The organism is Candidatus Aminicenantes bacterium (assembly GCA_026393855.1).
Taxonomy (GTDB): Bacteria; Acidobacteriota; Aminicenantia; order Aminicenantales; family UBA4085; genus UBA4085.
The window spans coordinates 1-25,842 of sequence record JAPKZJ010000070.1 but is presented as its reverse complement, the minus strand read 5'-3'; the positions used below and the strand labels follow the sequence as shown (position 1 = coordinate 25,842).

Below are 25,842 nucleotides of genomic sequence, written 5' to 3'. Positions count from 1 at the left end.
ACTGAGCGGCGCATAATCCCCCGATTTGAAAATCGGGGTCCGAGCGCCGCGAACGTACTGAAACACGCAAGAATCGTGCCGATTCGGGCCGCCTGTTGACGGCGGATGCCGGGGCGCCCGGCCGCCCTCGTGGCAGGACGGTTGTCATCGGGACGGGACGATGCCTCCCCTTTTCCTTTATAATGGATTCGCAGAGGAGAGACGCCATGACTCTTCGCGACGCGGGCTTGGCCGCCCTATTCTTCGCTTGCCTCGTTGGAGGCGCCGCCGGGGAAGCCCTCCGCGTTCCCGCGGATCCCCCCAAGTCCCGGTACAAGATCGAAGCGGCGATCAGCCCCGAAAACGGGACCGTTTCCGGGAGCGAAACCGTCCGTCTCGTCAACCCGGGCTTGCTCCCTATGACCCGGATCGCCTTAGATTGGACCGTTTCCAAAACGCGATCGGTCGAGGTCCGGGTCGGAGGACGCCGCTTGGAGCCGCTTAACCCGGTCGGACGGGAGCGGCTGGCGGCTCCCCTGCTTTTCGACCTGCCGGCGCCTCTCGCGCCCAAGGCCGAGCTGATCTTGCAGATCGATTTCTCGGCGTCCGACCTGTTGCGCGGGGACGGCCGGGAGTACAAGCTGACCGGCTGGCATCCGCGGCTCTGGTGGAACGGAATGGCGGGGCATGACGCGTTCGAGGTCAAGGTCGCCGCGCCGCCCGGTTACGCCCTGGCGGCCAGCGGTCGGCTCGACCAAGGGACCGGGACGTACAAGACGGATGCAGCCGCGACGTTCGGGCTCTATCTCGGGCGCGGCATGAAGGCCGAGGAGATCGCGGCCGACGGCGTCCTGATCCGGGCGCTGTTTACGGAGGCCGGGGCGGATTGCGCCCGCCTCTGCCTGGCCACGGCCGCCGACACCGTCCGTTTCTACAAAAAATGGCTCGGCTTCTATCCCTTCCCATCGCTGACCGTCATCCCGGGCGGTTCGGACCCCTGGGGCGGCTATCCATTCGCCACGGGGATCGTGGTCATCCACGGCCAGGAGAAGATGGCCTCCCGCAACGCGGACTTCTGGCAATGGATCACCTCGCACGAGGTCGGGCACCAATACTGGGGAGAGTACGTTCTGGACGCCGACGATCCGGCCTGGCTGTGGATCGGCCTGGGTATCTTCGCCGACCGGGAATACACCCGGGCCAAAGGCCTTTCGCCCGATCGCCATCCGGGCTTCTTCGCCCAGTTCCTGATAGGGATGGAGAAGCGCCTCGACACGACCTTGGACATCCCCCCCGCCCAGGAGACCCTGATCGATTGGGACCGCAACAAAACTGTCGTCGAGGGCAAGGGATTCAGCGTCGTCAGCGCCCTGGACGGCGTCCTGGGCCGCGAGACGTTCCATCGCGTCTACGCCCGGGCCCTGCGGGAATACGGCGGCCGCCGCCTGGGTTGGCGCGACTTCCGCCGCCTGGCCGAAGAGGAGAGCGGGCTCGACCTGGGCTGGTTCTTCCTGGCCTGGGTTCGCTCCAATACCTACCCGAGCTACAAGATCACGGCCCAAACCTGCCGTCCCGAGGGTGCCGGGTTCGTCAGCGAGATCCGGATTCTTTCACAGGGGACGATGCAGATGCCGGTGCCCGTTCGGGCCGAGTTCGAGGACGGCACGGCCCGGACGGCGACGACGGACCGGCTGTCCGATCTGACCGTCCTGCGCTTCGAAAGCCGGTCCCCGCTGAAGACGGTCGCCCTCGATCCGGATCGGGCTTTCGCCTTGCGGCAGGATCCGATTCCAATGGATGCAGAGGAGCTTCAATCCGCCGTTCTGTTCGAGCTTCCATCCACCGGCGCCGGCGAAAAAGCCCTCCGCCTCTATGAGATCGCCCGGGCCCAAAAGATTCCCGACCGCAACGTCTGGTTCCGGCTAGGCCTCGTCCTCTTCGACGGCGGGTATTGGCCGGAGGCTTTCCAATCCTTCTCGACCCTGGCCGAAACGACACCCGAAACGTTGGAACGCTTCGCTGCCCGCGCCTGGATGGGTATGCTCAAGGATCTGCTGGGCGAGCGCGACGAGGCCCTGGGGCATTATCGGGAGGCCCTCCGCTACGACACGGGCCAGACCATGCGCCACGACCAGTTCGGGATCCTGATCAACAAAGCCTGGATCGAAGAACGGCTGACGGCCCCCTTCCGCTGGGAGAAGTGAGGCGGGCCGACACCCCGGGCCACGCTTCCCGGAATCGGGAGATGGACCTTATTTCCCGGCGCAGGCCTGGTCCTGAAGGACGAGCTTGGCGACGTCGAAGCCCTTCGCCGCGATCCGGCCCACGATCTCCCGGTAAAGAGGCTCCTCCATCTTCGGCGTCCGGGCCAGGATCCAAAGATATTTCCGACTGGGATCCCCGACCACGGCATAGCTGTAATCGGCCGCCAGGTCGATGATCCAGTAGTCCCCCCGGAACGGCCAGAAGAACTGGACCTTCAGCTTGGCGTTATGGCTTCCCGCGACGACGAAGGCTTTGCCCGAGGCCGTCTTGACCTTGCCCGCGGCGGAATCCTTCCGGCAAGTGTTGACGACCCTGACGTATCCCTTGTCGGTCATCGAATACTCGGCCGTGGTGCAGTGGCATCCCTTTTGGAATTTCTGGGGGAAGGATGCGATTTCGAACCAGACGCCCATATACTTTTGCAAGTCGACGGAAGGCACCGTGGCCAGGGGCTTGTCCTCGGAGAGGCGCGGAGCCGCGGCGGCTCCGGCCAGGAGAATCGTGGTGAGAAGAAGCGCTGTTTTCATGCCTTCATTATCGACCGAGTTCGGTTTCGGGTCAACATAGCTTTCTCGTTTTGCTCCGCATATATTCGCCAGAGCTTAATCTAGGCGAGGGTGATGGGGGGCCAAAGCCATCGACGAGGGAGCGGGCATGGTCCAGCCCCGAAGGGATGGGAGCGACCGAGTCGGCCGGAGCGAGCTCCCTCGCTGGGGGAGCGAGCGTCTTTGGCCCCCCATTATCCGAGCCTTCTTGACGAAAGGCCTCCGCCCGGATATAACATCCGGGAGTTCATGAACGCCAACGATCCGGCCGCCAAGCCCGTCAAGATCCTGTTTGTCTGCCTGGCCAATCTCTGCCGCAGCCCGATGGCCATGGCCATCGCCCGCCGCTGGCACGCCCCCGCGATCGAGGCCTCGAGCGCCGGAGTCTCGCCCTCCCCCGGCCGGATGTTCCCCGAGGCCTTGCTGGTGATTCGCCGCCTGACCGGGCTGGATCTGTCCACGCATGTCCCCCGCTTCGTCCTCGACAGCCGCCCGCAGGATTTCGACTACATCATCGCCATGGATAACTCGGTCTTCCTGCGGCTTTCGGGGATGCCGCAGATACCGCAAGAGCGCTTATACGGCTGGGATGTCGTCGACCCCTGCGGGCTGGGTATCGACGCCTACGAACGGACGGCCGATCAGATCGAGTCGTACTTGGAGCAGTTCCTTCTCAACCGGGAGATGGAAAAAGGGCTTCCGGGCCGCAAGCCCTAGTCCGGATCGTTCTCATCCCATCCGGCCGCGCAGGAAGCGGCGCACGATGGCGAAGGCTTGATAGATGTAGCCGTCGAAAACCAGCTCGGGCCGGATTAAGGGGTTCCAGATCCGGGCTTTCAGCAGGAGCGACAGGACCAGGACCTTGTGCTTGGGCGGACAGCCCCGCACCCGCCGCACCTTCCGGGCCCGGACCTGGCCGTTGATCTTGGTGCAAGTCCCGATGAGCAGCAGCCGGTCCGCTTCGACGTCGCCCGTATATTCCCCGATGACGACGGTCCAAGCCGGGAGCTTGGGCCAGAGCTTCGGTTTGCGGTCCTTGATCATGTAGAGCCAATCCAGGAAGACGCCGTGGCAGCCGCCCGTGCAGTAGGGCTCTCCGCTCAAGACCCGGATGTTGCCGTGGGCCTTCTCCACCCGGATGACGTTGGGATCCCAGCCCAAGGTGCGGGCCCGGGCTTCGGCCAGGGTCACATCGCCGCCGAAATCGATCCCGGCTAGATCCAGCGAACCGTATCCGCGGGCCTCGGCCTCGACCAGGTGGCCGATCGAGCGCGGCTCGAGGTTCAGCAAAAGAGCGCAGACGACGTCGTGGGCCAAGGGCGAATCGGAGATCAGAACAAGGCCCAAATGTCGGCCGTGCTCGGTGAACTGGTTGCCGCCGAATCCGACCTCGATGGCGTCGGTGACGATGAGGTCGGGATAACCGATCTCCAGGGCATCCACGATCTTGGCGTCCAGAAGATAGTTGTGGTCTTTCATCCGCTGCCGGTCACGATAGATGCCGACGTTGAGCTTCACGGCCGCGGTCAAGCCATGGGTCAAGTAATTCGTCTTGAGCTTGGGCGCGTAGACCAGGAAATCCCGGTCGACGATCTCGGGCGCGGTCAGGATGTGGTCGTGGACCTTGCCTTTATAGAGCGGGGCGCGGACTTTGCGAGCCTCCTCGATGGCCACCAGGCGCACGCCGTAAGGCCGGCGGAGGCGATGGTAGCCCGCCCGACGGAAAATCCGGGGCGTGGGGAGGCCGGCCCCGCTTTTCTCGGCGATCGAGAGCCGCACCTCGGCCCCGCCGGCACCGCGCAGAGCGCCCAGGATGCCGGCCATGAGCTCGGGCCTGGTGTAGGCCGAGGGGGCGATCTTGGCGTGGGCCATGACCAGGTTGGGCTTGATCGTGATCCGGCCTCGGACCCGGCCGGTCAGGCCGAGCTCTTCGATCCCCTCGCGGACGATGGCCTCGATCTTGGCCGGGTCGTAAGCCGGCGCATTGCGAATGATGACCTTGGGTCTTTTCGCTGCTGTCATGCGGCTATTATTCCCAAGCCGATCGTCCCGGTCAAATCATAACTTCACTTCTGTTCCATCTTCGTCATTTAGACTCAATTTGATCGTTATCGAAAGACTCTTCCATTGGGGCGAACGGTGTGGAGGTGAGCGCCGATGCGGTCGCTTCGCAGTCCTCGTTACGACCGGCGTTTCGCCCGTCGTCGCGAGGGCGGAAATTTCGCCTAAACGTAGCCGCATTCCAATTTCCTTTATTGATATTACCCCTCCTGCCTCCCCTAAACAGGGGAGGATACGTCATGCGGCTCCGGCAGGTGTCGAGGGAATCCCGCTCGGAAAGAAGAGGGACGGCGAGGATGTCTGAGCGGACCGTACCAAAACCGTAAAATCGATGCGAGACGCGAGTTCCGAGCCGCCGAGAAAAACGAGATGCCACGGCGCAAAAATTTCCGCCAGAGCGAACCTCCGCACTGTGAGCCCTCCTTGACAGGAGCGTGCGGCTGCGCAATCATCTCCCCGGCCGCATGAAAGGAGCCCCTCATGGCACTCGACCCGCACAAGATCCGCCACCAGTTCCCGGCCCTCCAGCGGCCGGAGGTCTATCTCGACAATCCCGGCGGCACTCAGGTCGCCAAGCACGCCCTCGACCGCATGCTCGAGTACCTGATCGAGACCAACTCCAATCATGAGGGGGTCTTCGCCACCAGCCGCGCCTCGGACGAGATCATCGCCCGCTCCCGGGCGGCCATGGCCGACTTTCTGAACGCGGCCGGACCGGAGGAGATCATCTTCGGGGCCAACATGACCACTCTCGCGTTCCACTTGGCCCGATCCCTGGCCAGACAGATCCGGCCCGGCGACGCCATCGTCGTCACCCGGCTCGACCACGACGCCAATATCTCGCCCTGGCTCCTGCTGGCCGAGGACCGCGGCGCTTCCATCAAATGGGTCGATTTCAATCCTTCGGACGGAACGCTGGACCTGGGCTCATTCGAAAAGGCCATGGAGAAGAAGCCGGCGCTGGTCTGCCTCGGCTACGCCTCCAACGCCCTCGGCACAATCAACCCGGTCGAGAAGCTGACCGAGATCGCCCACCGGGCCGGAGCGCTCGTCTTCATCGACGCCGTGCACTACGCGCCGCACGGCCCGATCGACGTCCGGGCCGGGGGCTTCGATTTCCTGGCCTGCTCGCCGTACAAGTTCTTCGGCCCCCACATGGGCGTGCTCTACGGCCGGAGGGGGCTTCTGGACGAGCTCTTCGCATACAAAGTCCGGCCCGCCTCGGATGATCTGCCGACCAAGTTCGAGACGGGGACTCAGAATCACGAGGCCATCGCCGGACTTCTGGGCACATTGGAGTATTTCGAGTGGCTGGGCCGTGAATACGGCAAAGACTTCGGCTCCGTCCTGGCCGACCGCTTTCAGGGGCGCGCACTTCTTTTCAAACAAGCCCTGGCCGCGATCCGGGCTCATGAAAAAGACCTTACTCTGGCCCTGCTCAAGGCGCTTCAGGACACTCCCAGCGCGACCGTCTACGGCCTGACCGATCCGGCTCGCTTCGAGGAAAGGGCGCCCACCTTCGCCTTCCGCCTGCCCCATCTATCGCCCCGGCGAATCGCCGAAGAGATGGACAAGGACGGGATCTTCGTCTGGGAAGGGAACTATTACGCCCTGGAAGTCACCCGCCGCCTCGGCGTCGAGGAGACGGGCGGGATGGTTCGGGTCGGCGCGGTCCACTACAACACCCGGGACGAGATCGCCCGCTTCGGGAAATCCCTGGCCCGGATCGCCAAACTATAATCTTCCGTTTTCGGGGCCTGCGGCACGGTGATCGGCCCGGCGGCGCGGGTTTTTAACGCCTTTTTTGCGTTACTCTTCTCGGCGCCTCAGCGCTTCGCAGTCCTCGTCGGGACGTCGCTTCGAAAGTCCCCGCGAGGGCGGAACTCCGCATGCGAGATCGCCCGGTCCCGGAGACCACCCACTCCGTTTCGATTCCGGCAGATTGTCGCATGCTCAAACAGCCCTCGGCGGCCGCTAGCTTCCCTCGGAGAGTTATGGAAAAAGGCGTCGCCCTCGCAATTTCGCCGTTGGCCGGATACCGCGACGCTTATTCCGCCCTCGGAAACGGGATCTGAATCTAATTTACGAATGCAGCTTTGATGTCCGCCAAGCCGACGCCCAGCGCCTTGCGGGCGATGACGTCCAGCGCCGCCTCGTCGCCCTGGAAATGCATAGTCACATGGCGATGGACGCGCTTCGCCCCCGGGGCCAGCGCGGCCGCGGGCGAGGAGGTCTCCAGCTCGTAGAAGGGGCCCAACGGCTTGGCCCCGGGCGAGGCTGGGCCGTCATTGTAGGAATTGACGGCGTCGCCCCGGAACGGCTCCTTTTGGATCTCCCACATCGAATTGACATAGTCGCCGGCCGGATCGACCGTCACCTTAACCAGAGTCAGAACCTTCCCGGCGGCGTCGTAGCTGCCGATGAACGCCGCCGCCCGTTTCGGCGTCAAGCCGATCTTGCTGCGATAGAGGCCGTCGCCTTTGAAATAGATGACGCTCTTATCGACGTCCACCTTCAAGCGGTCGGCCGGGACCTTGCCGAAATAGGCGTCGTTGACGATCGGTCCCAGCTCGCTCTCCGCACCGGCCCGGAACGGGGCCACGATGGTCGTCGCCGGCGAGGGGTTGAACATCCCCAGAATCCAGATCGAGAGCAGGCCCGTGTCTTTGGTCCACGGCGCCGTCCCGGTATTGGTGATCTCATTGCTGGTTTCATAGGCCACCCATGACAAACCGGCCGGAGCGTCCACGCCCAATGCCGCCAGCCGCTCCTTATTCAGGAGAGAGACCGCCCGGACCACCTCCAGATCGAATTGCGTTCCCGAGTAGTTCGTCAGCCGCATCGGGGCCTTGAACACGATCCGATCCGCGCTCTTTTCGGCCACCGGCAAAGCCCCCTCGTTGATGGGCGGGGGGGTGAACCAATGATCGAGGTCGAAGGCCTCGCCTTTCTTGAAGAAGATCGAGAACTGGCCGCCTTCCGGGCCCAGCCAGAAACGGTCCTCGCCGCCGAAGGCGTTCATGTGGAGGTTGTTCTCTCCCGAAAGAAGCGGGGCTCGGTTGATCCAGCCGAAGCTCGGGCCCTGCGGGCCGCCGGCCGTGCTGGTCATGACCCGGCCCTGGAGATCGGGATTCACCGCGACTTGGGCCATCCCGGTCGGGTCGGTCAGGACTTCGACTTTGGTGTGGGCCTTGAGAAAATCGACGTCGTCCTTGAACATGATGCCTCCTGCCGGGACGGCCGACGGTGTTTGGTCGGCCTTCGGCTTCTCCGCCGCCGGCTTGGCGCACGCCGCCAGAAGCACAGCGGCGGCGACGATGATGAGAGCTTTTTTAGTCATGGGATCATCCTCCTCTTCGGATTGCGGAGATTATTTTCCGGTCGGGGCCGACCGGCGGGCCCACTTGGCCGCCAAGGCCGGATCGGCCAACATCTTCACCAGGATGCCGCCGACCACGGGCCGGGCCTGAAATCCGGCCTTGCGGCCGGTGTTGGTCCAGTACCAGTCCGTCAAAGGCACCCGGTCGGTTGTGGCGTTCATCCAGGCGTAGACAGGATCCATGAAGGCGGCGAATTCTTCGGCCGTCCCGGCCAAGGTCGCCGTCCAGAGAAGCCAGTCGATCTTGGTGTATTCCTTGCGGTTGTCGAGCGGCAAACCGAAGGGCGCCTGGACCTTGCGGTAATAAGCCAGCTCGCGGCGGGCCACTTCGGGCGGGAAGAGGTTGTAGCCGAGGAGCTTGTCCCAGACCAGATTGTATTTCTGACTCCAGGTACCGGGCTTGTCGAAGGCCAGCCGGTAGTGGTCGCCGTCGTCCGCCATCTTGACCCAGCGGGCGGCGAAATCGGAGGCCAGCGACTTGTAAGCCGCGGCCTCGGTCTTCTTCCCGGTCTTCTCGCACAAATCGGCATAGGCGCGAAGCGCCAGAATCGCCTTGAGCGACAGGTTGGCATTGTGGGCCAGGTGGCCGGCGAAGTCGTCCGTGCAGAGCTGGTTTTCCGGATCGAGCCCCTTGGCCTTCAGGTATTCGGCCCAAGTCTTAATCTGGTCCCAATAGCGGAGGGCATAGGCGGGCGTCCCTTCGGCCCGGGCCAGGGCCGCGGCCATGAGGATCATGTTGCCGCTCTCCTCGACCGGCATCTGATCCTCCTCGGTCTTGGCTCCCCCGCCGTAGACCTGGCCGTTGGCCAGCGGATAGGTGCCCAGGTCGTGCGGGGCGAACGGAAATTTCCATTCGCCGAGCCGGCCGTATTCGAAGACCGGCGTCAGCAAGGCCCGCATCAGGGCCGGGCTGAAGAGCAGGTACATCGGGGCCTCGGGATAAATGACGTCGACCGTCGAGATGCAGCCGTTGCTGAAATTCTCCTTGGGGAAGAAGAGAGGCGTGCCGTCGATGTCCGCGGCCAGCTTGTGGGCCGCCAGCGATTGACGATAGGCCAAGGCCGAGAGCAGGGCGTACTTGGCCCCCCCCGCCGCAGTGAGATCGGCCATGACCTCGGCGTCGAAGCGGCGGCACCGCTCGGTCAGTCCGGCGTAATCGCGGCTGGCGGCCTCCAGCAGATCCGCAGCGTCCCAGCCCCCTCGCCGCCAGTACGGCCGCAGCTTGCGGAAGAAGTATTCGATCGAAAACCGGTCGTCATAGGCCAGGATGACCCGGCGGGCGACCGGCTCGGCGCCGACGGGCCCCAGATCGAAGGCGGCGGCGGCCACGGGATAGCCGTCATCGACCGGGCGCGGCATGTCCGTCTCGTCCCGGGCCGGCAGGCGTCCGTCGGCCAGGAACGAGTCCCGGGCCGGCTGGGCCAGGGCGAGGCAGGTTCGGGCGCCCTGGCCGTCCGGGACACCGAGATAGAAGAAGCCCCAATCGATGCGCACGTCGTCACCCTTACGGGCCAGGACGGGCTGGTCTCGGGTGCCCATCGCCAGCGCCTCCAAGCCGTTCAGCCGCAGACGAGACCAGACGACACTCTGCCCCGCGTCGTTGACCGCGATTTCGCTCGAGGAGTCGACATAAGCCGCCACCTCATGAGGGCGTCCGTCCGTCGACCGGACCGCCAGGGTCAGATAGCTCGCGGGCCGAGAAAGAACGTCGAGATCCTCGGCCAGAAGCGGCGAGAGGAACGAGGCGGTCAGCTCGACGCCGGCGTCGCGGAAGGTGTAGACGGTCCGGGTCGGGAAGATCTCCAGCGATGCCTGGGCCAGAGCAGGCACGCGCCGCGGGTACGGGCCCATGATCCGATACGGCTTGCCGTCGATGCGAACGAGGCCGGACAGGGCGTGGGCCCGGCCGGTCCAATGCTTGGGCCAGTCGTCGGTCAGGCGGTCGGCCGTCGACCAGATGCTGAAGTACGGGTCGTGGGTGATGAGAGGGACGGCGGGCGGGCGGAACGAGTCGGCCGCGGCGGCGAGGCCGACGCAGGCCGCCAGTGCGACGATCAGGGACCCGGCAAAGGCGAGAGGACGGGGCATGGGCACCTCCGGTAAAAATCAGCGTCCGAAGACGAGAGAAGCCAGCTTGAAGAGGATCGCCCCCATCGCGGCAGCGGCCGGGATCGTCAGGACCCAGGCCCAGACGATTTTGAACGTGACCTGCCACTTGACGGCCGCCGCGTTCTTGGCCGCGCCGACGCCGGCCACGGCCCCGGTGATGACGTGGGTCGTCGAAACGGGGACGCCCAGGTGAGTGGCGGTGAAGATCGAAACCGCGCTGGCCGTCTCGGCGCAGAAGCCGTCGATCGGCCGCAGCTTGACGATCTTCTGACCCATCGTCTTGACGATCCGCCAGCCGCCCGACAACGTCCCCATGGCGATGGCGGCATGGCACGAGAGGACGATCCAGAGCGGGATATGGAATTCCTTCATGTGGCCCGAAGAGTAGATCAGACTGGCGATGATGCCCATGGTTTTTTGGGCGTCGTTGCCGCCGTGGCCCAAGCTGTAGAGGGCAGCCGAGACGAACTGCAGCCGTTTGGACCAGACGTTGACCACGGCCAGGGGCTGGCGGTGGAAGAACCAAGTCATCGCGATCTCGAGAATGATCCCCAAAATCATGCCGATCAGGGGGGCCAGAAAGATGAAGATGACGATTTTGATCCAGCCCGAGAGGATGACGACGCCGAAGCCGGCCTTGGCTACGGCCGCGCCCATATAGCCGCCCATTAGCGAGTGGGAGGAGCTGGAGGGCAGGCCCCACCACCAGGTCAGGAGGTTCCATGCGATCGCGCCCAAGAGTCCGGCCAAAATGACCACGGGAGTGACCACGGTGATGTCGATCAAGCCCTTGCCGATCGTCTTGGCCACGGCCGTCCCGAAGATCAAGAAGGCAACGAAATTGAAAAAGGCGGCCCAGATGACGGCCTGCTTCGGGGAGAGCACGCGGGTCGAGACGATCGTGGCCACGGAGTTGGCCGCATCGTGCATGCCGTTGGTGAAATCGAAGGCCAGGGCAACGGCGATGATGAAGGCGATGAACCCGAAGCTCCAGGCCATGTCTAGCTGCCCTTGACGACGATCCCCTCGACGGTGTTGCTCATGTTCTGGTAGACATCCATGATGTGCTCGAGCGTATTCAGAATGTCCTTCCACTTGATGACCGCGATGGGATCCTTCTCCTCCTGGAAAAGGGCCCGGATGGATCGCTGGTAGACCAGGTCGCCCTCGTCCTCCAGGTCGTGCAGCTCCCGGATCAGCTTCCACATCGACTCGGTGTACTTCTGCTGGTGGAAGATCTCGGCCACCAGCTTATTGAGGGCGATGGTGGCCCGGCCGATGAGCAGGGAGAATTCGTCGACAAAGGGCTTCTTGACGCTGACGTCGTACAGGTAGATGTTGTGGACGGTGTTCTCGATCAGGTCGATGATGTCGTCGAATTCGTGGATCAGCTGGTAGATGTCTTCGCGGTCGAACGGGGTGATGAAGCTCTTGTTGATCAGGCCGATGATCGCGTGGGCGATCTCGTCGGCCTTGTGCTCGATGGACTTGGTCTTCCGCCAGTAGGCTTCGAAGTCGCGGAATTCGCGGGTGAAGTCCTGGAAGACGGCCGTGAGGTCGGTCAGGGCGCCCGACATCTTCTGGAAGTTTTCGGAGAACGCCGGTTCTTTGGGAAGCAGGAATTTCATGGCAGCCTCGAAGGATGGATTCTATTCATTCGGCTGCGGGAATGCAAGCCGCCCCCCGGGTCCGGACCGGCCCGGTCCGCCCGCCCTTGACAAGACCATTTCCGACAATTACTATAGGAATTGGCTGGGAGGGCCTCTCCCGGCCGAAGGAGCGTTGGCCATGCATCGATTCAAAGCCGCGATCATCGTCCTAGCCCTGTCCGTCCTCGGCCTGACCGTTCCCGCCGCCGCCCAGGGCGGACGATTCTCGATCCGTTTGTACGGCGCCCCCTCCCTTCTTTCGGGAGGCGACGTCAACGACGGCCAGCAGGGCATGTCCGATTATTGGAGCCGGTTGGCGGATATGGCCGGCTACTCGGTCACAGGGGCGTTCGGTCCGGCCCGCTTCGGTCTGGAGTTCGGCGGCGACATCGTGTTTCAGATCAGCCCGAACCTGGGGATCGGGCTGGGCGCCGGATATATTAACGCCGCGCGCGAGAGCTCAATTGAGTTCAGACAAGGTTCGGAGACGCTGCCCGAGACCGTCAAGCCCGCCTATGGCTCGGTGCCGATCCGACTGGGCCTTTTCTACACCATCCCGGTCTCCTCTAAAATGAGTGTGGTTCTCAGCGGCGGGCCGGAGCTGCATCTGGCCCGGGCCTCGACGCTCTGGACGCTGACCGAAGGATCCGACACCATCCGCCAGGAAAACACCGTCAAGGGCACGGGCCTGGGTTTCCAGGCCGCGGCCGCATTCGAGTTCAGGCTGTCCCCTTCGATCGGATTGTTGCTGGAGATCGCCGGCCGCTACGCCAAGTTCGGCGGACTGACCGGCACGTTCTCTTCCAGCGACAATTCCAACTCCTTCGAGACGACGGGGACGTTCTACGCGGTCGAAATCCCGGGAGTCGGTAGCGAGCGCTTCCTGGTCGTCATGGTATCCGAAGCGACGCCGACCGGCTACTTGAGCGTGCGGGAGGCCAAGCTCGATCTCACGGGCGGCTCGCTGCGCTTCGGCCTCGTCATCCATATCTGAGGCCCAAGCCGCGGGGCCGACTCAGCCGGCCCGGAATTCCTGAACCCGTTCGGTGACCCGGGCCAGGCGATCGGGGATGACCTCGACCCCGAGGCCCGGCCCGGTCGGGACGGCCAGGGTCGAACCCGGCCCCAGCACGAACTCCGGCTCCACGATATCCTGCTTGTAATAGCGGCGGCTGGCCGAGATGTCGCCCGGCAGGGTGAAGTTCGGCAGCGAGGCCAAGGCCACGTTTCCGGCCCGGCCGATCCCCGATTCCAGCATGCCCCCATGCCAGACCGGGATGCCCCGTCCGGCACAGAAATCGTGGATGGCCGTCGACTCCAGGAACCCCCCCACCCGGCCCGGCTTGATGTTGATGACGCCGCAGCTCTTCCATTCGATGGCGGCCCGGGCGTCATCCAGACTGTGGATGCTCTCGTCCAGGCAGATCGGCGTGCGCAGCCGGCTCTGCAGCTTGGCGTGGTCGTAAATGTCTTCGTAGCCGAGCGGCTGTTCGATCAGAAGCAGGCCCTCACCGTCCATGGCCTCGAAGACCGGGGCGTCCTCGAGCCGGTAGGCGGAGTTGGCGTCGACTTGGAGCGGGACGCCGCCGAACGCGGCCCGCAAGGCCTTGACCAGCGCGACATCCCGGCCCGGGGAGATCTTGATCTTGATCCGGCCGTAGCCTTCCTCAAGATAGGCCCCGACCATGCGGATCAAGGCCTCCGGGTCGGCTTGCAGGCCGACGCTGACGCCGACCGGGACGCGGTCGCGCGCGCCGCCCATCATCCGGGCCAGGGACAAGCCGCGGGCTTTGGCCAAAGCATCCCAGAGGGCCGCCTCGAGCCCGGCCTTGGCCATGCGATGGCCGCGAAAGCGGGACCAGAGAGCGGTCGCGGCGGCGGGCCGATCCAAGGTCCGGCCCAAAACGGCCGGGATCAGGAAATCCCGCAAGATCGGCCAAGCCGTGCCGACGGTTTCGGACGAATATAGGGGCGCGTCCGCAACCGCACACTCGCCCCAGCCGGTCAGCCCCTCGCCGTCCACCCGGATGATGATGTGCTCCTCATGGCGCTCGACTCCCATCGAGGTCTCGAAGGACGACACCAGCTCCATCTTGGTGTGCCGGATCTCGATCCGTTCGACGCGCATGATCGCCTCCAGCCGGAAATAACCGGGTCAGTCGAAGACCGGCGCCTCGGTCTCGACGAACTTCTTCTCCCACTTGGCCACCACGACCGAGGCCAGGCAGTTGCCGATGACGTTGACGGTCGTCCGGACCATGTCCACGAGCTCGTCGATCCCGAGCAGGATGGCCACCCCTTCCAGGGGCAGGCCGAACGAGGCCAGCGTGCCGGCTAGGATGACCAGGGAGGCCCGCGGCACGCCGGCCACCCCCTTGCTGGTCAGCATCAGGGTGAAGACCATGATCAGCTGCCGGCCGAACCCGAGATGGATGCCGGCGGCCTGGGCCACGAAGACCGAGGCCAGGGAAAGATAGAGCGAAGTCCCATCAAGGTTGAAGGAATACCCGGTCGGCAGGATAAAGGAAACGACTTCCCTGGGGACGCCCATGGCCTCCATGTTCTGAAGCGCCTTGGGCAAGGCCGCTTCCGAGCTCGTCGTCGAGAAGGCGATCATGGCCGGCTCCTTGACGGCCCGGATAAAGAGCCGGAGGGGAACCTTGAAGATCAGGATGATCGCGCCGAAGACTAAGACGACAAAGGTGATTGCGCAAGCATAGAAGGTCAGGATCAGGAGCCCGAGGTTGACGAGCACGCCCAGGCCCTTGCTCCCGACGGCCACGGCAATGGCCGCGCCAACGCCGATCGGGGCGAAGCGCATGACGATGCCGGTAAACTTGAACATCGTCTCGGCGACGCTGTCGAGGACGTCCAAAAGGACTTTCTTTTTATGGTGGGCCAGGCTCAAGCCCGCGGCGAAAATAAGGCTGAAAATGACGACCTGAAGAATGTCGCCCTCGGCCGCCGCCTGGAAAAAGCTCTGGGGGAAGATATGGACCAGGACTTCAGCAAAGGTTTGGGGCTTGGCCGCGATGCCGGCCAGGTCGCCGCCGGATACGAGCTGGACGCCGACGCCGGGCCGGATCAGGTTGACGAAGCCCAGACCCAAGAACAGGGCGATGGTGGTCACAATCTCGAAATAGAGCAGGGCCTTCAGCCCCATCCGGCCGACGGATTTGAGATCGCTATGCCCGGCGATGCCCACAACGACGGTGGAGAAGATGAGCGGAGCGATGATCGACTTGATGAGCCGGATGAAGATCATGGACAGCGGCCGGAGCTTGACGCCGATGTCGGGGAAGACGGCCCCAACGGCCAAGCCGAGGGCCATGCCGATGAAGATATAAAGGGTCAGGCGTTTCTTCTTGGCGGCCATGCGCTGCGCCTCTCGATTGGGGTTGCGACGGAGGGCACTATAGCGGACGGGCGGGCGAAATGCAAACCACCGAAAAGAGGCTTGCCTGCAAAGTCCGACGGCCTTATGATATTCCGGCCGATCATGAGCAAAGCCGCACGAGCGCCCTTGGCCGCTTCCGACCGGGAAAAGCGGGCCGCCGCCCTGAATTCCGTCATCGCCGCCGTCTTCCTGACCGGGATGAAGATTGCCGTCGGCCTCCTGACGGGCTCTCTGGGCATCCTGGCGGAGGCCGCCCACTCCGGCCTCGACCTAGTCGCCGCGGCCATGACCCTGATCGCCGTCACGGTCTCCAGCCGCCCAGCCGACTCCAACCACCCTTACGGCCACGGCAAGGTCGAAAACCTCTCGGCCCTGCTGGAGACGGCCCTTCTCCTTCTGACCTGCGTCTGGATCATCTATGAGGCCGTCCGGCGGCTCTTCTTCCAGGAGGTCCACGTCGAGGCTTCGGCCTGGGCCTTTCTAGTCATGGCCATCTCGATCCTCATCGACTTGACCCGCTCCCGGATGTTGAAGCGGGCGGCCGACAAGCACCACAGCCAAGCCCTGGAAGCCGACGCTCTCCACTTCTCGACCGATGTCTGGTCGTCGTCCGTGGTCATCCTGGGCTTGGCCCTGGTCGGCGCATCCAAGGCCTTGGGTCTGCCCTGGCTGGCCAAGGCCGACGCCGTGGCCGCCCTCGGCGTCTCGGCCATCGTCGTCTTCGTCAGCTTCGAGCTGGGCAAGAAGACCATCACCGACCTTCTCGACGGGGTTCCCGCGACTCTGCGGGAGGAGGTGATCCAGGCCGCCCACGTCCCCGGGGTCTTGGACGTGGAACAGGCCCGTATCCGCCGGGCCGGGCCCGAGCTCTTCGTGGACGTGGTGGTCTTCGTCAACCGGCATGAGGCCTTCGAACACGCCCACGAGATCTCCAACCAGGCCAAAGCGGCCATCCGCAGGGCCCTCGGCCAGCCGGGCGCGGACATCATCGTGCACGTCGCCCCCAGCCGGGAGGGGGGCGAGGACTTGGTGGGCCTGGTCCGCTCGCTGGCCGCCCGCCGCCACATGGACGCCCACGACATCCTCTTCCACGAGGAGGAGGGGCACCTGGCGGTCGACCTTCACCTCGAGATCCGGGACGCCGAACGAGTCGGGGACGCCCACGAACAGGCCAGCCAGTTCGAGGCCGATCTGCGCGAAGCCTCGCCGGGGTTGGAGCGGATCGTCACCCACCTCGAGCCCGTCCGGCCGCGGGCCGATACCGCAGCGGGGGCGGAAGCCGCCGAGGAGGAGCGGGTCCGGACGGTCATCGCCGATCTGGCGCCGCGGATGGGCCTGCGCTGCCGCCCCCATGATTTCGACATCCGGACCGCCGCGGACGGCGTCCGGGTCGCCTTCCACTGCACGGTGGACGCGGCCACGGGGCTCGAGGAAGCCCACCATTTCACCGAGCGCTTTGAGCTGGCCCTGCGCCGGCGCCTGCCCCGGCTGGGCCGAGTGGTCATTCACATAGAACCGCCCGAGCCCCCCGCGAATTGACCGCCGCTTTGCGGCTGTGCTATAAGCCTAGCTTCAAACCCGAACCCGCGAGGTAGCCATGGCCAACGCCCTTTTCCGCAAGAAACACCTGAACCAGCTCCTGTCGGACACGGAGACGGAGGGCCACAGGCTCCGCCGGGCGTTGACCGTCTGGGACTTGATCGCGCTCGGCGTCGGCTGCATCATCGGCGTCGGCGTCTTCGTCCTGCCGGGCGTCGAAGCGGCTAAACACGCCGGCCCCGGCATCATCCTGTCCTTCGCCATCGCCGGCCTGGCCTGCGCCTGCAGCGCCCTCTGCTACGCCGAGCTGGCGGCCATGATCCCCGTCGCCGGATCGGCCTACACCTACGGCTACGCGACGCTGGGCGAGCTCCCCGCCTGGATTATCGGCTGGGATCTCCTCCTCGAGTACATGGTCGCCGCCTGCCTGGTGGCGATCGGATGGTCGGCCTATCTGACCAACCTGGTCAATAACATCCTCCGCCCCTGGAAAATCGCCATGCCCGCGGCCTTGGTCAACGCGCCCTTCGAATGGAGCGACGCGCTCCATAAATTCGTCGCCACGGGCGCGGTCATCAACATTCCCGCCATCTTCATCGTCGCGCTGTTGACCATCCTCCTGGTCCGGGGCATCAAGGAAAGCTCGCGCATCAACATGATCATCGTCATCATCAAGCTGGCGGTAATCGTGTTCTTCATCGTCCTGGCCGTCTGGCACGTCAAGCCCGGCTTGTGGCACCCCTTCATGCCCTTCGGGTTCGGCGGGGTGATGACGGCGGCGGCCATCGTCTTCCTGGCCTTTGTCGGTTTCGACGCCGTCTCGACGGCAGCCGAGGAGGCCAAGAATCCTCAGCGGGACATGCCCATCGCCATCATGAGCTCGCTGGCCGTCGCTACGGTTCTCTATATGGCGGTCTCCGCCATCATGACCGGGATCGTCCCCTACCAGCAGTTGGGCGTACCCGACCCGGTGGCCCTCGTCCTCAACCAGCTCAAGATGCCCTGGGCTTCGGCCATCGTCAGCGTCGGAGCCCTAGCCGGGATCACCAGCGTCCTGCTTGTCCTCATCCTGGCCCAGCCGCGCATTCTCTTCGCCATGTCCCGCGACGGCCTTCTTCCGCCGGGCTTGTCGAAAGTCCACCGGCGCTTCAAGACGCCGCACCGGACAACCATCCTGACCGGGCTGATCGTCGCCGTCGCCTCGGCCCTCATGCCGATCGGAGTCGTGGCCCAATTATGCTCCATCGGCACCCTGTTCGCCTTCATCATCGTCTGTTCCGGGGTCATCGTCCTGCGCTACACCCGGCCCGACATCGTCCGGCCCTTCCGCACCCCCGTCTTTCCCTTCCTGCCGGCCTTGGGAGTGCTGCTGTGCGGCTACCTGATGGCCAACCTTCCCAGGACGGCCTGGGAGCGGTTCCTGGTCTGGCTGATCATCGGGCTGACCATTTACGTCTTCTACGGCCGTCGCAAGAGCGTGCTCAACGTGCCGGAAGCGTCCGGCCCCCAAGCCTGATCCGGTCTTCTGATTCCGGCCTGCCGTCAGCGACCCTCGATCGCGCGCAGGAAGGCGTCCAGCTCCTCGACCAGGATGCGGGACAGGACCGGGGGGACGGCGGCCACGTCCTTGCGGCCGATCGGCTCGCGGCGATCGAAGCGGCGCGTGGCCAGGATGGCCCCCGTCTTGGCCTCGACCATTTCCAGTTCCATCGCCAGCCTGGCCGACCAGGACGTCACCGAATCGATCTCTTCGATCGCGTGGATGGCCGTACGCAGGATCCAGTCGGGCTCGCCCCGTGTCGCATCCGGCAGGATCCGGCGGAAAGTCTTCTTTTCGGCGAAATAATGCTCCAGGGTATCGCGGACCATCCGGGCGGGCTTCTCGGCCCAAAAGCTGTATGCGTAATAGTTGATCTCGAACGGCGTGACCCGGTAAATGATCCGGAAGTCGTCATAAAGCTCGTCGACGACGATGCGGTCGATGAACAGGGCCTTGTCGAAGACCGGTGGCGGGGCGCCCGCCGCTTCCAGGTGAAGCTGAAGGTAGGTCTTGTCGGGCGAGGCCGAGAAGCAAGCCCAGAGGCTCGCGGTCAGGAACATCAGGAGGACGGTTTTTTTCATCACTTCTTCCCCTTGCGGTTGCGCAGGAACATGGTCGGATCCTCCATCAGATCGCGTGACAGCTTGGACAGGTTGTCGACCGCCGCGCTCATGCTCTCCACGGTGGACTTCAAGTCGACTTGCTGGACGATGATGATGTTCTCGATCTTCTTCAGGCTGGAGGAGGCGACCTCGATGAAGCTCTCCAGGTTGCGCAGGACCTTGCCCATCTCCTCGTCCGAGAATCGCTTGGTCAGGTTGCCCAGGGCGTCCCCCGCGTTGGCGTCGAGCTTGGAGGTCAGGCCGCTCAGATCGCCCGTGATCTTGCGAAGGTTCTCGGTCACGGCGCCGAAGTCATTGGCCGCCTTCTCGATGTTGGTGATGGCGTTGGCCAGGTTTTCCCGCTTGGCCTCCAGGACGCCGGAGATGATGGCCGCGCTTTTTTCGGTGTTCTCCAGGAAGGCCGAGATCCGGGTCTGATTCTCCGGCCCCAGCAAATTGTTGATCCGCCGGACAGCCGTGTCGATATTGGTCACGATGTCCTCGGCCCTCTCGCTTAAGCCGCGGGCGGTCAGGATCTCGCCTCCGGGCGGCAGCCGCTGGGAGCCGTTGCTGCCGCCAGCCAGCTCGATGAACTTGGATCCGGTGATGCCGCCGAAGGCCAAGGTCGCGGTCATGTCCTTCTTGACCGGGAAGGCGCGGGAAAGCTCCAGCCGGACCCGGATCGAGGCCAGGTCGTCGGGATGGACGCTGATGTCGGACACCTTGCCTACCTCCACCCCCTGGTACTTGACGGGCGAGCTCGAGACCAATCCGTTGACCGACGTCCCGGTGAAGTTGATGACGTAGCGAAGGCCGCGGGACTTGAGCATGGGGACGACAAGAAGGGCCAGGAAGAGGATGAACAGGGCCAGTGAAGCCAGGCTGAAGACCGTCAGCCTCGTCTTCTGCTCTTTGCTGATCATGACGCCGCCTTTCTCAGGAAAAAGGCCTGAAGATAGGAATCGGGCGAAGCTGTCGCGTCGCTATATTCGCCGTTGAAATGAAGACGTCCATCGCGGATGACCAGGATCCGGTCGGCGATGCGGGCGATCGAGCGAAGCTCGTGGGTGACTACGACGAAGGTCACGCCGTGGGCGGTGCGGAGATCGTTCAGGAGGGCGTCCAATCCGGATGAGGTGATCGGGTCGAGTCCGGCCGAAGGCTCATCGCAAAAGACCAGGTCGGGCTCGAGAACCATAGCCCGGGCCAGAGCGGCCCGCTTGCGCATCCCGCCCGACAGCTCGAAGGGGTACTTGGCCCCGTGGCCGTCCAGCCCGACTCGGCTGAGCATGGCGTTCACCCGCTCGGCCTCTTTTTCCCGCGCCCAGTCCCGATGATGCATCCGGATGGGCAGGGCGATGTTCTCGTAAAGGGTCAGCGAGTTGAGCAGAGCGCTGTTCTGGTACAGGACACCGATCCTCCGGTAGAAGCGGCGAAGTTCCCGGTCGGAGCCAAAGTCAATCCGTTCGCCGGACAGGAGGACCTCGCCCCGCAACGGCGGCAGCAGCCCGATCAGGGTTTTAAGTAGAGTGGACTTGCCCGACCCGCTTTCGCCGACGATGACGGTGATCCGGCCGACGGGGACGGTGAAGCTCAGTCCACGCACGATGGTTTCGGCCCCGTAGCCGACATCGAGATCGCGGACCTGTATGATATCCATGCGCTGCCTAATACAGAACAAAGGCAAAGACGCAGTCCAGCCCGATGATCAGGGCGATGGACAGGACGACCGATTCCGTGGTCGCCTTGCCCACGCCCTCGGCCCCGCGCTCGAGGGTGAAGGCCTTGAACCCGGCCGCGATGACCACGGCCCAGCCGAAGACGAGCGTTTTTCCCAGTCCGGTCAGAAAATCGCGCAGGGTGACGACCGTCAGGATTTCGCGCAGAAAGGCGGTGATCGGGATGCCCAGGGTCGTCCGGGCCACGAAGGCGCCGCCGGCGATGCCGACGAAATCGGCCAGGGCGACCAGGAGGGGCACGGCCAGGGTAATGGCGATGAGTCGGGGCACCATCAGGAACCGGACCGGCGCCACCCCCATGGTGGTCAGGGCGTCGATCTCGTCCATGAGGCTCATGGTCCCGATCTCGGCCGTGATCGAGGCCCCGATCTTGCCGGCCAGCATGATGCCGGCCATCAGCGGGACCAGCTCCTTGATCATGGCGATCCCGACCAGGTCGGCCAGGTAGATGTCGGCCCCGAACATTTTGAGCTGGGCGGCCGAGGTCATGGAGATGGTGATGCCGATCAGGAAGGTGATCAGGCAGACGATGGGCGCCGACCGGTAGCCCATGGCGTACAGCTGATGGACGACTTCGCCCGGCAGAACCCCGCGCCGACGACGCAGGTAGGAGAAGGTGTGGTAGATCTCGTCGGCGAGAAGGGACGCGAACGTTTTGATCTGATCGACCGGATGCATGACAAAACCCTCTTCGTATTTATTATACAAGATATTCCGAGGAACAGATAGAGCGCCCGGCCGGCGCCCGTCGGGGATCGGATTGACCCCTCCCCCCCGCTCTGCTACAGTGGAAATCCGCACGGAGGCTGTTCATGAAAAGAAAGATCGTCTTCGCTCTCCTGCTGACGACCGCCCTGGCGGCGGCCGCGACGGCCGCCTTCCGCAAGCAGGACGTCAAGGTCTTCAGCCTGGACAACGGGCTCAAGGTCCTCCTGGTCGAGGACCACGCCATCCCCAATGTCGCCCTTTACACCTACTTCCGGGTCGGCTCGCGCAACGAGCGGCCGGGGCTGACGGGCGTTTCCCACTTCATCGAGCACATGATGTTCAACGGCTCGCCCAAGTTCGGCCCGGGAGAGTTCGACCGCCGGATGGAGTTCGCCGGCGGCGCCAACAACGCTTTCACCGGCAACGACATGACCGGCTACACCGACTGGTTCCCGGCCGCCGCCCTGGAATCGATGATGGCCATGGAGGCCGACCGGATGCAGGACGCGTCCTTCGACCCGCAAGTCCTCGAGTCCGAGCGCGGGGTCGTCGCCTCGGAGCGCCGCAACGGCGAGAACAGCAACGAGTCCATCCTGAGCGAGAACGTCCAAGCCACGGCCATCATGGCCCACCCTTATCATTGGGACGTCATCGGCTGGATGAGCGACATCCTGGGCTGGAAACGGGGCGAGATTCTGGGCTATTACCACACGTACTATGCCCCCAACAACGCGATCCTGATCCTGGTCGGCGACTTCGACCCGGCCAAGGCCTCCGACCTCATCCATCGCTACTACGGGCCGATTCCCAAGGGCACGCCCCCGCCGGCGGTGACCACCGTCGAGCCGCCCCAGATGGGGCCCAAGCGGGTTCTGATCCGCAAGGAGGCCCAGGCGCCCTCGTTCCAAGCGGTTTGGCACGCGCCCGCGGCTTCCGACCCCGACTATCTACCCTTGGCCCTCCTGGAGAACGCCCTCCTCGGCAGCACCAGCAGCCGGCTCTACAAGAGGCTGGTCCGCGAGGAACAGCTCGCCCTCGGCGTCGGCGGCGGTGTGTCCGAGACGATCGATCCGATGCTCTTCACGATCGACGTCCGGCCGCGGCCCGGTGCCGATCTGGCCCGGATCGAGGCCGTCATCGAGGAGGAGCTGGGCAAGATCAAGACGAACGGGATCACCGAGGCCGAGCTCCAGAAGTCCCTGAACATGATTCGCAGCCAATACTATTTCGGGCTGCAGTCGATCAACGGCAAGGCCGGCGCCCTAGGCCAGGCCGAGATACTCTACGGCAGCTACGAGAAAGCCTTCAACCGGATGGACGACTTCGGTGCCGTCAAGAGAGAGCGGATCGCGGAGGCCGCCCGCAAGGTCTTCAACGAGAACAACAAGACGGTCGGGACGCTCGTCCCGACGGGAGGTGAGAAGTGAAGACCCGGACGATCGCCGTCCTCATCCTGCTGGCCCTGGCTATGGCCCTGCCCGCCTCGGCCGCTTTCAAGCTGCCCGTTCCGGAAAAATTCGTCCTCAAGAACGGGATCACCGTCTATTTCCTGCGGACAACCGAAACCCCGATCGTGAGCTTCCGGCTCATGCTCCGCGGCGCCGGTTCGGCCCAGGAGCCGGCCGCCCTGGAGGGCATCGCCAGCCTCACGGCGGAGCTCCTGCAGAAGGGCGCCGGATCGCTCGACGCCGACGCGGTGGCCGAGGCGGTCGACTTCATGGGAGCGCGCCTGGCCATCGGCTCGAGCGAGGAGATGGTCACGGTCTCGGCCGACAGCTTGAGCGAACACTTCGCCAAGCTCCTGCGCATCGCCGCCGACTGTATTGCCATCCCCTCCTTCAAGGAGGACGAGTTCCAGAAGGCCGTCAAGACCCGGCGCGACGGGCTGAAATCGGTTAAGGATTCGCCCGGCGCCGCGGTCCGTTATTACTTCACCAAAGCCTATTATGGAACCCACCCCCTGGGCCACCTGGGCAACGGCTCCGAGGAGTCGCTGGCCAAGATGACCCCGGCCGACGTCAAGGCCTATCACCAATCCTACTACGGCCCGGCCAAAGCCGTGGCCGCCGTCGTGGGCGACATCGACAAGGCCGCCCTGACGACCCTGCTCAACGCTACATTCGGCAAGTGGAAGGGGGCGGCCAAGGTCCCGGCCGTCACTCTGCCCCCACTGCCCAAACCGCAAGGCATCAAGCTCTTACTCGTCGACAAGCCGGATGCCAACCAGGCCTACTGGATTCTGGGCGCTCCCGGCTACGCCCTGGGCGATCCCCAAACACCCGCCGCCGCCGTCATGAACACCCTCTTCGGCGGCCGCTTCACCTCGTGGCTCTCGACCGAGCTGCGGATCAAGCGTGGCCTGACCTACGGCGCTTCCAGCTCGTTCGCGGTGTTCAGCTCGGGGGGCACCTTCACCGCCTCTTCCTATACCAAGAACGACAAGATCGGCGAGATGCTTCAGATCGCCTTCGACTTGCTCAAGAAGGCCCGCACCGAGGGCTTCTCGGCCGAGGAGGTGGAGAGCTCGCGCAACTACATCCAGGGCCAGTTCCCGCCGACCCTCGAGACCAACGCCAGCAAGGCCGGGGCTTACGCCCGCCTGGCTTTCTTCAGCCTGGGCTTCGACTACTACGACCGCTACCTGGCCGGCATCCAGAAGTCCGATCAAGCGGCCGTCAAGGCCGCCGCGGCCCGGCTGCTGCCGTCCGACGGCTACGTCCTGGTCGTGGTCGGGAAGAGCGCCGAGATCAAGGCTCAGCTGGCCAAGTTCGGGACTTGGACCGAGAAGAAGATCAGCGACCCCGGTTTTTAAGCGATTTTCCGCCGCGCGGGGGAGGCGATCGCCTCCCCCGCCAGCGTCTCCTCCCCCGCCCTCCGCATGACCGCGGCGGACCTATTTGAACCCCGATCCTCCTTTCCGCTATAGTAGTCGGCGAAGGAGGACCTCATGACACCGAAATCCCGACTCGTCATTCTCGTGTCGGCCGTCGCCGTCCTGGCACTGGCCGGCGGACCGGTCTTCAGCGGACCGCAGCAGGCCAAGCCGGCCGCGGCTATCTCCCCCGCCGTCTGCCCGACCTGCGGCGACGTCGATCCGCGGTTGGAAGCCTGCACCGTCGTCCTGGTCGGCCGCCTGGCCTCGATCGACGGCTCGGTCATGACCACCCACACCTGCGACTGCGGCAGCTGCGACTGGACCTTCCGCCGCATCCCCGCCGCCGACCATAAGCCCGGCGAAGTGCGCAAGATCTACCACATCGGCCAGTTCGACGCCATGAGCCCCGCCCTGGGCCTCAAGTGGGACCGGGTCGGGGACAGCTACACCGGGCTGGACCTCCCCCAGCCGGCCCACACCTACGGCTACATCCACGGCGACTTCGGCTACATGAACGACAAGCAGGTCTCGATCGGCGAATCGACGATCGGCGCCGTGGCCAAGATCGAGAACACGACCTCCGCCCCCAAGTTCGACATCACCATGTTGACGCTCGTCGCCATGGAGCGGGGCGGAACGGCCCGCGAAGCGATCCAGGTCATGGGTGCGCTGGCCGAAAAATACGGCTACGGATTCACCGACTCCGGCGAGATGCTGGCCGTGGCCGATCCCAAGGAAGTCTGGCTGTTCGAGATCATGCCGGCCGGCGCCCTTTGGACGCCTACGAGCGGCAAGCCCGGAGCGGTCTGGTGCGCCCAGCGGGTCCCTGACGACCACGTTTCGGTCTGCCCCAACGAATCGCGCATCGGCGAGATCGATCTGTCTAACAAGGACATGTTCATGGCCTCGCCCAACGTCATCTCCTTCGCCGTCGAGCAGAAGCTGTACGATCCCAAGAGCGGCAAGCCTTTCAATTGGAAGCGGGCCTATGACCCGACCGAGACGAGCGCCCTGGCCTCTGGCGGCTCGCGCGTCCGGCTGTGGCGGTTCTTCAACCTGGTCGCGCCCTCGCTCGGCCTCGGCCCCGAGACCCCCAACATGGACCTGCCCTTCTCGGCCAAGCCCGACAAGAAGCTCGGCCTCAAGGACGTCATCGCCATCGTCCGCGACCGTTGCGAGGGGACGATCTTCGATCCGGCCCGCGGCCTGCAGGGCGGCCCCTTCGGTAACCCCAACTTCCTGCCCTACGGCTTCACTCTGGACGGCAAGAAGTACAACACCTCCCGCATCATCAGCGTCAACCGGGCCGAGTACGTCACGATCACCCAGGCCCGGGCCGGCCTGCCGGACCCGATCGGCGGTCTCGTTTGGCTGGCTTGGGGCCACCAGGACACCTCCTGCTTCATGCCCCTCTACAACGCCATGACCGAGATCCCGCGCGGCTTCCAGATCGGC

General features: G+C 64.5%; 21 protein-coding genes. 9 read left to right on the top strand and 12 right to left on the bottom strand.

Annotated elements, in window-relative coordinates; all coding sequences use genetic code 11:
- Window positions 1-206: 206 nt before the first annotated feature.
- A complete protein-coding gene (locus NTZ26_07900) occupies window positions 207-2,183 on the top strand; it encodes a hypothetical protein (GenBank protein ID MCX6560424.1) in 1,977 nt (658 codons plus the stop codon).
- Between the two features lie 48 nt (window positions 2,184-2,231).
- Here the strand turns inward: NTZ26_07900 and NTZ26_07895 are convergent, their stop codons facing one another.
- Window positions 2,232-2,771, bottom strand: coding sequence for a lipocalin family protein (locus tag NTZ26_07895; GenBank protein MCX6560423.1), 540 nt, complete (start codon window positions 2,769-2,771; stop codon window positions 2,232-2,234).
- A 267-nt stretch (window positions 2,772-3,038) separates the two neighbouring features.
- Between NTZ26_07895 and NTZ26_07890 the strand changes: the two genes are divergently transcribed.
- Window positions 3,039-3,506: a low molecular weight phosphatase family protein gene (locus NTZ26_07890; protein ID MCX6560422.1), complete on the top strand. Its 468-nt coding sequence runs from the start codon at window positions 3,039-3,041 to the stop codon at window positions 3,504-3,506.
- A gap of 12 nt (window positions 3,507-3,518) precedes the next feature.
- Here the strand turns inward: NTZ26_07890 and NTZ26_07885 are convergent, their stop codons facing one another.
- Window positions 3,519-4,811 carry a DUF362 domain-containing protein gene (locus NTZ26_07885; protein ID MCX6560421.1) on the bottom strand — a complete coding sequence of 431 codons (1,293 nt, stop codon included), beginning with the start codon at window positions 4,809-4,811 and terminating at the stop codon, window positions 3,519-3,521.
- A 519-nt stretch (window positions 4,812-5,330) separates the two neighbouring features.
- Between NTZ26_07885 and NTZ26_07880 the strand changes: the two genes are divergently transcribed.
- Window positions 5,331-6,590, top strand: coding sequence for a cysteine desulfurase-like protein (locus NTZ26_07880; protein MCX6560420.1), 1,260 nt, complete (start codon window positions 5,331-5,333; stop codon window positions 6,588-6,590).
- Window positions 6,591-6,927: 337 nt separating this feature from the next.
- On the opposite strand, the gene NTZ26_07875 is transcribed toward NTZ26_07880, so the two are convergent.
- Genes NTZ26_07875 through NTZ26_07860 form a run of 4 tightly spaced genes read right to left on the bottom strand, consistent with a single transcriptional unit; the run spans window position 6,928 to window position 11,966 of the window.
- Window positions 6,928-8,190: a hypothetical protein gene (locus NTZ26_07875; protein ID MCX6560419.1), complete on the bottom strand. Its 1,263-nt coding sequence runs from the start codon at window positions 8,188-8,190 to the stop codon at window positions 6,928-6,930.
- Between the two features lie 30 nt (window positions 8,191-8,220).
- A complete protein-coding gene (locus NTZ26_07870) occupies window positions 8,221-10,317 on the bottom strand; it encodes a DUF4965 domain-containing protein (GenBank protein ID MCX6560418.1) in 2,097 nt (698 codons plus the stop codon).
- Window positions 10,318-10,335: 18 nt separating this feature from the next.
- A complete protein-coding gene (locus NTZ26_07865) occupies window positions 10,336-11,337 on the bottom strand; it encodes an inorganic phosphate transporter (GenBank protein MCX6560417.1) in 1,002 nt (333 codons plus the stop codon).
- A 2-nt stretch (window positions 11,338-11,339) separates the two neighbouring features.
- A complete protein-coding gene (locus NTZ26_07860; protein MCX6560416.1) occupies window positions 11,340-11,966 on the bottom strand; it encodes a DUF47 family protein in 627 nt (208 codons plus the stop codon).
- Window positions 11,967-12,126: 160 nt separating this feature from the next.
- Here NTZ26_07860 and NTZ26_07855 point away from each other — a divergent pair, with 160 nt between their 5' ends.
- Entirely contained in the window at window positions 12,127-12,981 is an 855-nt protein-coding gene (locus NTZ26_07855; GenBank protein MCX6560415.1) for an outer membrane beta-barrel protein, read from the top strand.
- A gap of 21 nt (window positions 12,982-13,002) precedes the next feature.
- Here NTZ26_07855 and menC read toward each other — a convergent pair whose 3' ends face one another.
- The gene (menC, locus tag NTZ26_07850; GenBank protein ID MCX6560414.1) at window positions 13,003-14,115 is read right to left on the bottom strand and encodes an o-succinylbenzoate synthase; all 1,113 of its coding nucleotides are present in this window, start codon (window positions 14,113-14,115) and stop codon (window positions 13,003-13,005) included.
- Window positions 14,116-14,142: 27 nt separating this feature from the next.
- Entirely contained in the window at window positions 14,143-15,363 is a 1,221-nt protein-coding gene (locus NTZ26_07845; protein ID MCX6560413.1) for a cation:dicarboxylase symporter family transporter, read from the bottom strand.
- A gap of 123 nt (window positions 15,364-15,486) precedes the next feature.
- On the opposite strand from NTZ26_07845, the gene NTZ26_07840 reads away from it, so the two are divergent.
- Together NTZ26_07840 and NTZ26_07835 are read left to right on the top strand one after the other, a co-directional pair.
- The gene (locus tag NTZ26_07840) at window positions 15,487-16,923 is read left to right on the top strand and encodes a cation diffusion facilitator family transporter (GenBank protein ID MCX6560412.1); all 1,437 of its coding nucleotides are present in this window, start codon (window positions 15,487-15,489) and stop codon (window positions 16,921-16,923) included.
- Window positions 16,924-16,981: 58 nt separating this feature from the next.
- On the top strand, window positions 16,982-18,439 hold the full coding sequence (locus NTZ26_07835; protein MCX6560411.1) for an amino acid permease: 1,458 nt from the start codon (window positions 16,982-16,984) through the stop codon (window positions 18,437-18,439).
- Window positions 18,440-18,465: 26 nt separating this feature from the next.
- Here the strand turns inward: NTZ26_07835 and NTZ26_07830 are convergent, their stop codons facing one another.
- From NTZ26_07830 to NTZ26_07815, 4 genes are read right to left on the bottom strand one after another with little or no spacing between them, the layout of a single operon-like run.
- On the bottom strand, window positions 18,466-19,044 hold the full coding sequence (locus NTZ26_07830; GenBank protein ID MCX6560410.1) for an ABC-type transport auxiliary lipoprotein family protein: 579 nt from the start codon (window positions 19,042-19,044) through the stop codon (window positions 18,466-18,468).
- Window positions 19,044-19,988: an MlaD family protein gene (locus NTZ26_07825; protein ID MCX6560409.1), complete on the bottom strand. Its 945-nt coding sequence runs from the start codon at window positions 19,986-19,988 to the stop codon at window positions 19,044-19,046. The genes NTZ26_07830 and NTZ26_07825 overlap by 1 nt, the downstream gene beginning before the upstream one ends.
- On the bottom strand, window positions 19,985-20,725 hold the full coding sequence (locus NTZ26_07820) for an ATP-binding cassette domain-containing protein (protein MCX6560408.1): 741 nt from the start codon (window positions 20,723-20,725) through the stop codon (window positions 19,985-19,987). Before NTZ26_07820 ends, NTZ26_07825 begins: the two co-directional genes overlap by 4 nt.
- A gap of 7 nt (window positions 20,726-20,732) precedes the next feature.
- Window positions 20,733-21,482: an ABC transporter permease gene (locus NTZ26_07815; GenBank protein MCX6560407.1), complete on the bottom strand. Its 750-nt coding sequence runs from the start codon at window positions 21,480-21,482 to the stop codon at window positions 20,733-20,735.
- A gap of 134 nt (window positions 21,483-21,616) precedes the next feature.
- On the opposite strand from NTZ26_07815, the gene NTZ26_07810 reads away from it, so the two are divergent.
- From NTZ26_07810 to NTZ26_07800, 3 genes are all read left to right on the top strand, one after another.
- Window positions 21,617-22,939, top strand: a complete 1,323-nt coding sequence (locus NTZ26_07810; GenBank protein ID MCX6560406.1) for a pitrilysin family protein — start codon at window positions 21,617-21,619, stop codon at window positions 22,937-22,939.
- The gene (locus NTZ26_07805; GenBank protein ID MCX6560405.1) at window positions 22,936-24,324 is read left to right on the top strand and encodes a pitrilysin family protein; all 1,389 of its coding nucleotides are present in this window, start codon (window positions 22,936-22,938) and stop codon (window positions 24,322-24,324) included. The genes NTZ26_07810 and NTZ26_07805 overlap by 4 nt, the downstream gene beginning before the upstream one ends.
- Before the next feature lie 135 nt (window positions 24,325-24,459).
- Window positions 24,460-25,842 (top strand): C69 family dipeptidase (locus NTZ26_07800; protein ID MCX6560404.1); only part of this gene is annotated, 1,383 nt, incomplete at its 3' end.

Coding starts and splice junctions, on each gene's coding strand:
- NTZ26_07855 (MCX6560415.1), top strand. CDS start 12,127: ATGCATCGATTCAAAGCCGCGATCATCGTCCTAGCCCTGTCCGTCCTC.
- NTZ26_07835 (MCX6560411.1), top strand. CDS start 16,982: ATGGCCAACGCCCTTTTCCGCAAGAAACACCTGAACCAGCTCCTGTCG.
- menC (MCX6560414.1), bottom strand. CDS start 14,115: ATGCGCGTCGAACGGATCGAGATCCGGCACACCAAGATGGAGCTGGTG.
- NTZ26_07875 (MCX6560419.1), bottom strand. CDS start 8,190: ATGACTAAAAAAGCTCTCATCATCGTCGCCGCCGCTGTGCTTCTGGCG.
- NTZ26_07820 (MCX6560408.1), bottom strand. CDS start 20,725: ATGGATATCATACAGGTCCGCGATCTCGATGTCGGCTACGGGGCCGAA.
- NTZ26_07890 (MCX6560422.1), top strand. CDS start 3,039: ATGAACGCCAACGATCCGGCCGCCAAGCCCGTCAAGATCCTGTTTGTC.
- NTZ26_07840 (MCX6560412.1), top strand. CDS start 15,487: ATGAGCAAAGCCGCACGAGCGCCCTTGGCCGCTTCCGACCGGGAAAAG.
- NTZ26_07870 (MCX6560418.1), bottom strand. CDS start 10,317: ATGCCCCGTCCTCTCGCCTTTGCCGGGTCCCTGATCGTCGCACTGGCG.
- NTZ26_07845 (MCX6560413.1), bottom strand. CDS start 15,363: ATGGCCGCCAAGAAGAAACGCCTGACCCTTTATATCTTCATCGGCATG.
- NTZ26_07895 (MCX6560423.1), bottom strand. CDS start 2,771: ATGAAAACAGCGCTTCTTCTCACCACGATTCTCCTGGCCGGAGCCGCC.
- NTZ26_07815 (MCX6560407.1), bottom strand. CDS start 21,482: ATGCATCCGGTCGATCAGATCAAAACGTTCGCGTCCCTTCTCGCCGAC.
- NTZ26_07880 (MCX6560420.1), top strand. CDS start 5,331: ATGGCACTCGACCCGCACAAGATCCGCCACCAGTTCCCGGCCCTCCAG.
- NTZ26_07825 (MCX6560409.1), bottom strand. CDS start 19,988: ATGATCAGCAAAGAGCAGAAGACGAGGCTGACGGTCTTCAGCCTGGCT.
- NTZ26_07860 (MCX6560416.1), bottom strand. CDS start 11,966: ATGAAATTCCTGCTTCCCAAAGAACCGGCGTTCTCCGAAAACTTCCAG.
- NTZ26_07865 (MCX6560417.1), bottom strand. CDS start 11,337: ATGGCCTGGAGCTTCGGGTTCATCGCCTTCATCATCGCCGTTGCCCTG.
- NTZ26_07900 (MCX6560424.1), top strand. CDS start 207: ATGACTCTTCGCGACGCGGGCTTGGCCGCCCTATTCTTCGCTTGCCTC.
- NTZ26_07830 (MCX6560410.1), bottom strand. CDS start 19,044: ATGAAAAAAACCGTCCTCCTGATGTTCCTGACCGCGAGCCTCTGGGCT.
- NTZ26_07810 (MCX6560406.1), top strand. CDS start 21,617: ATGAAAAGAAAGATCGTCTTCGCTCTCCTGCTGACGACCGCCCTGGCG.
- NTZ26_07885 (MCX6560421.1), bottom strand. CDS start 4,811: ATGACAGCAGCGAAAAGACCCAAGGTCATCATTCGCAATGCGCCGGCT.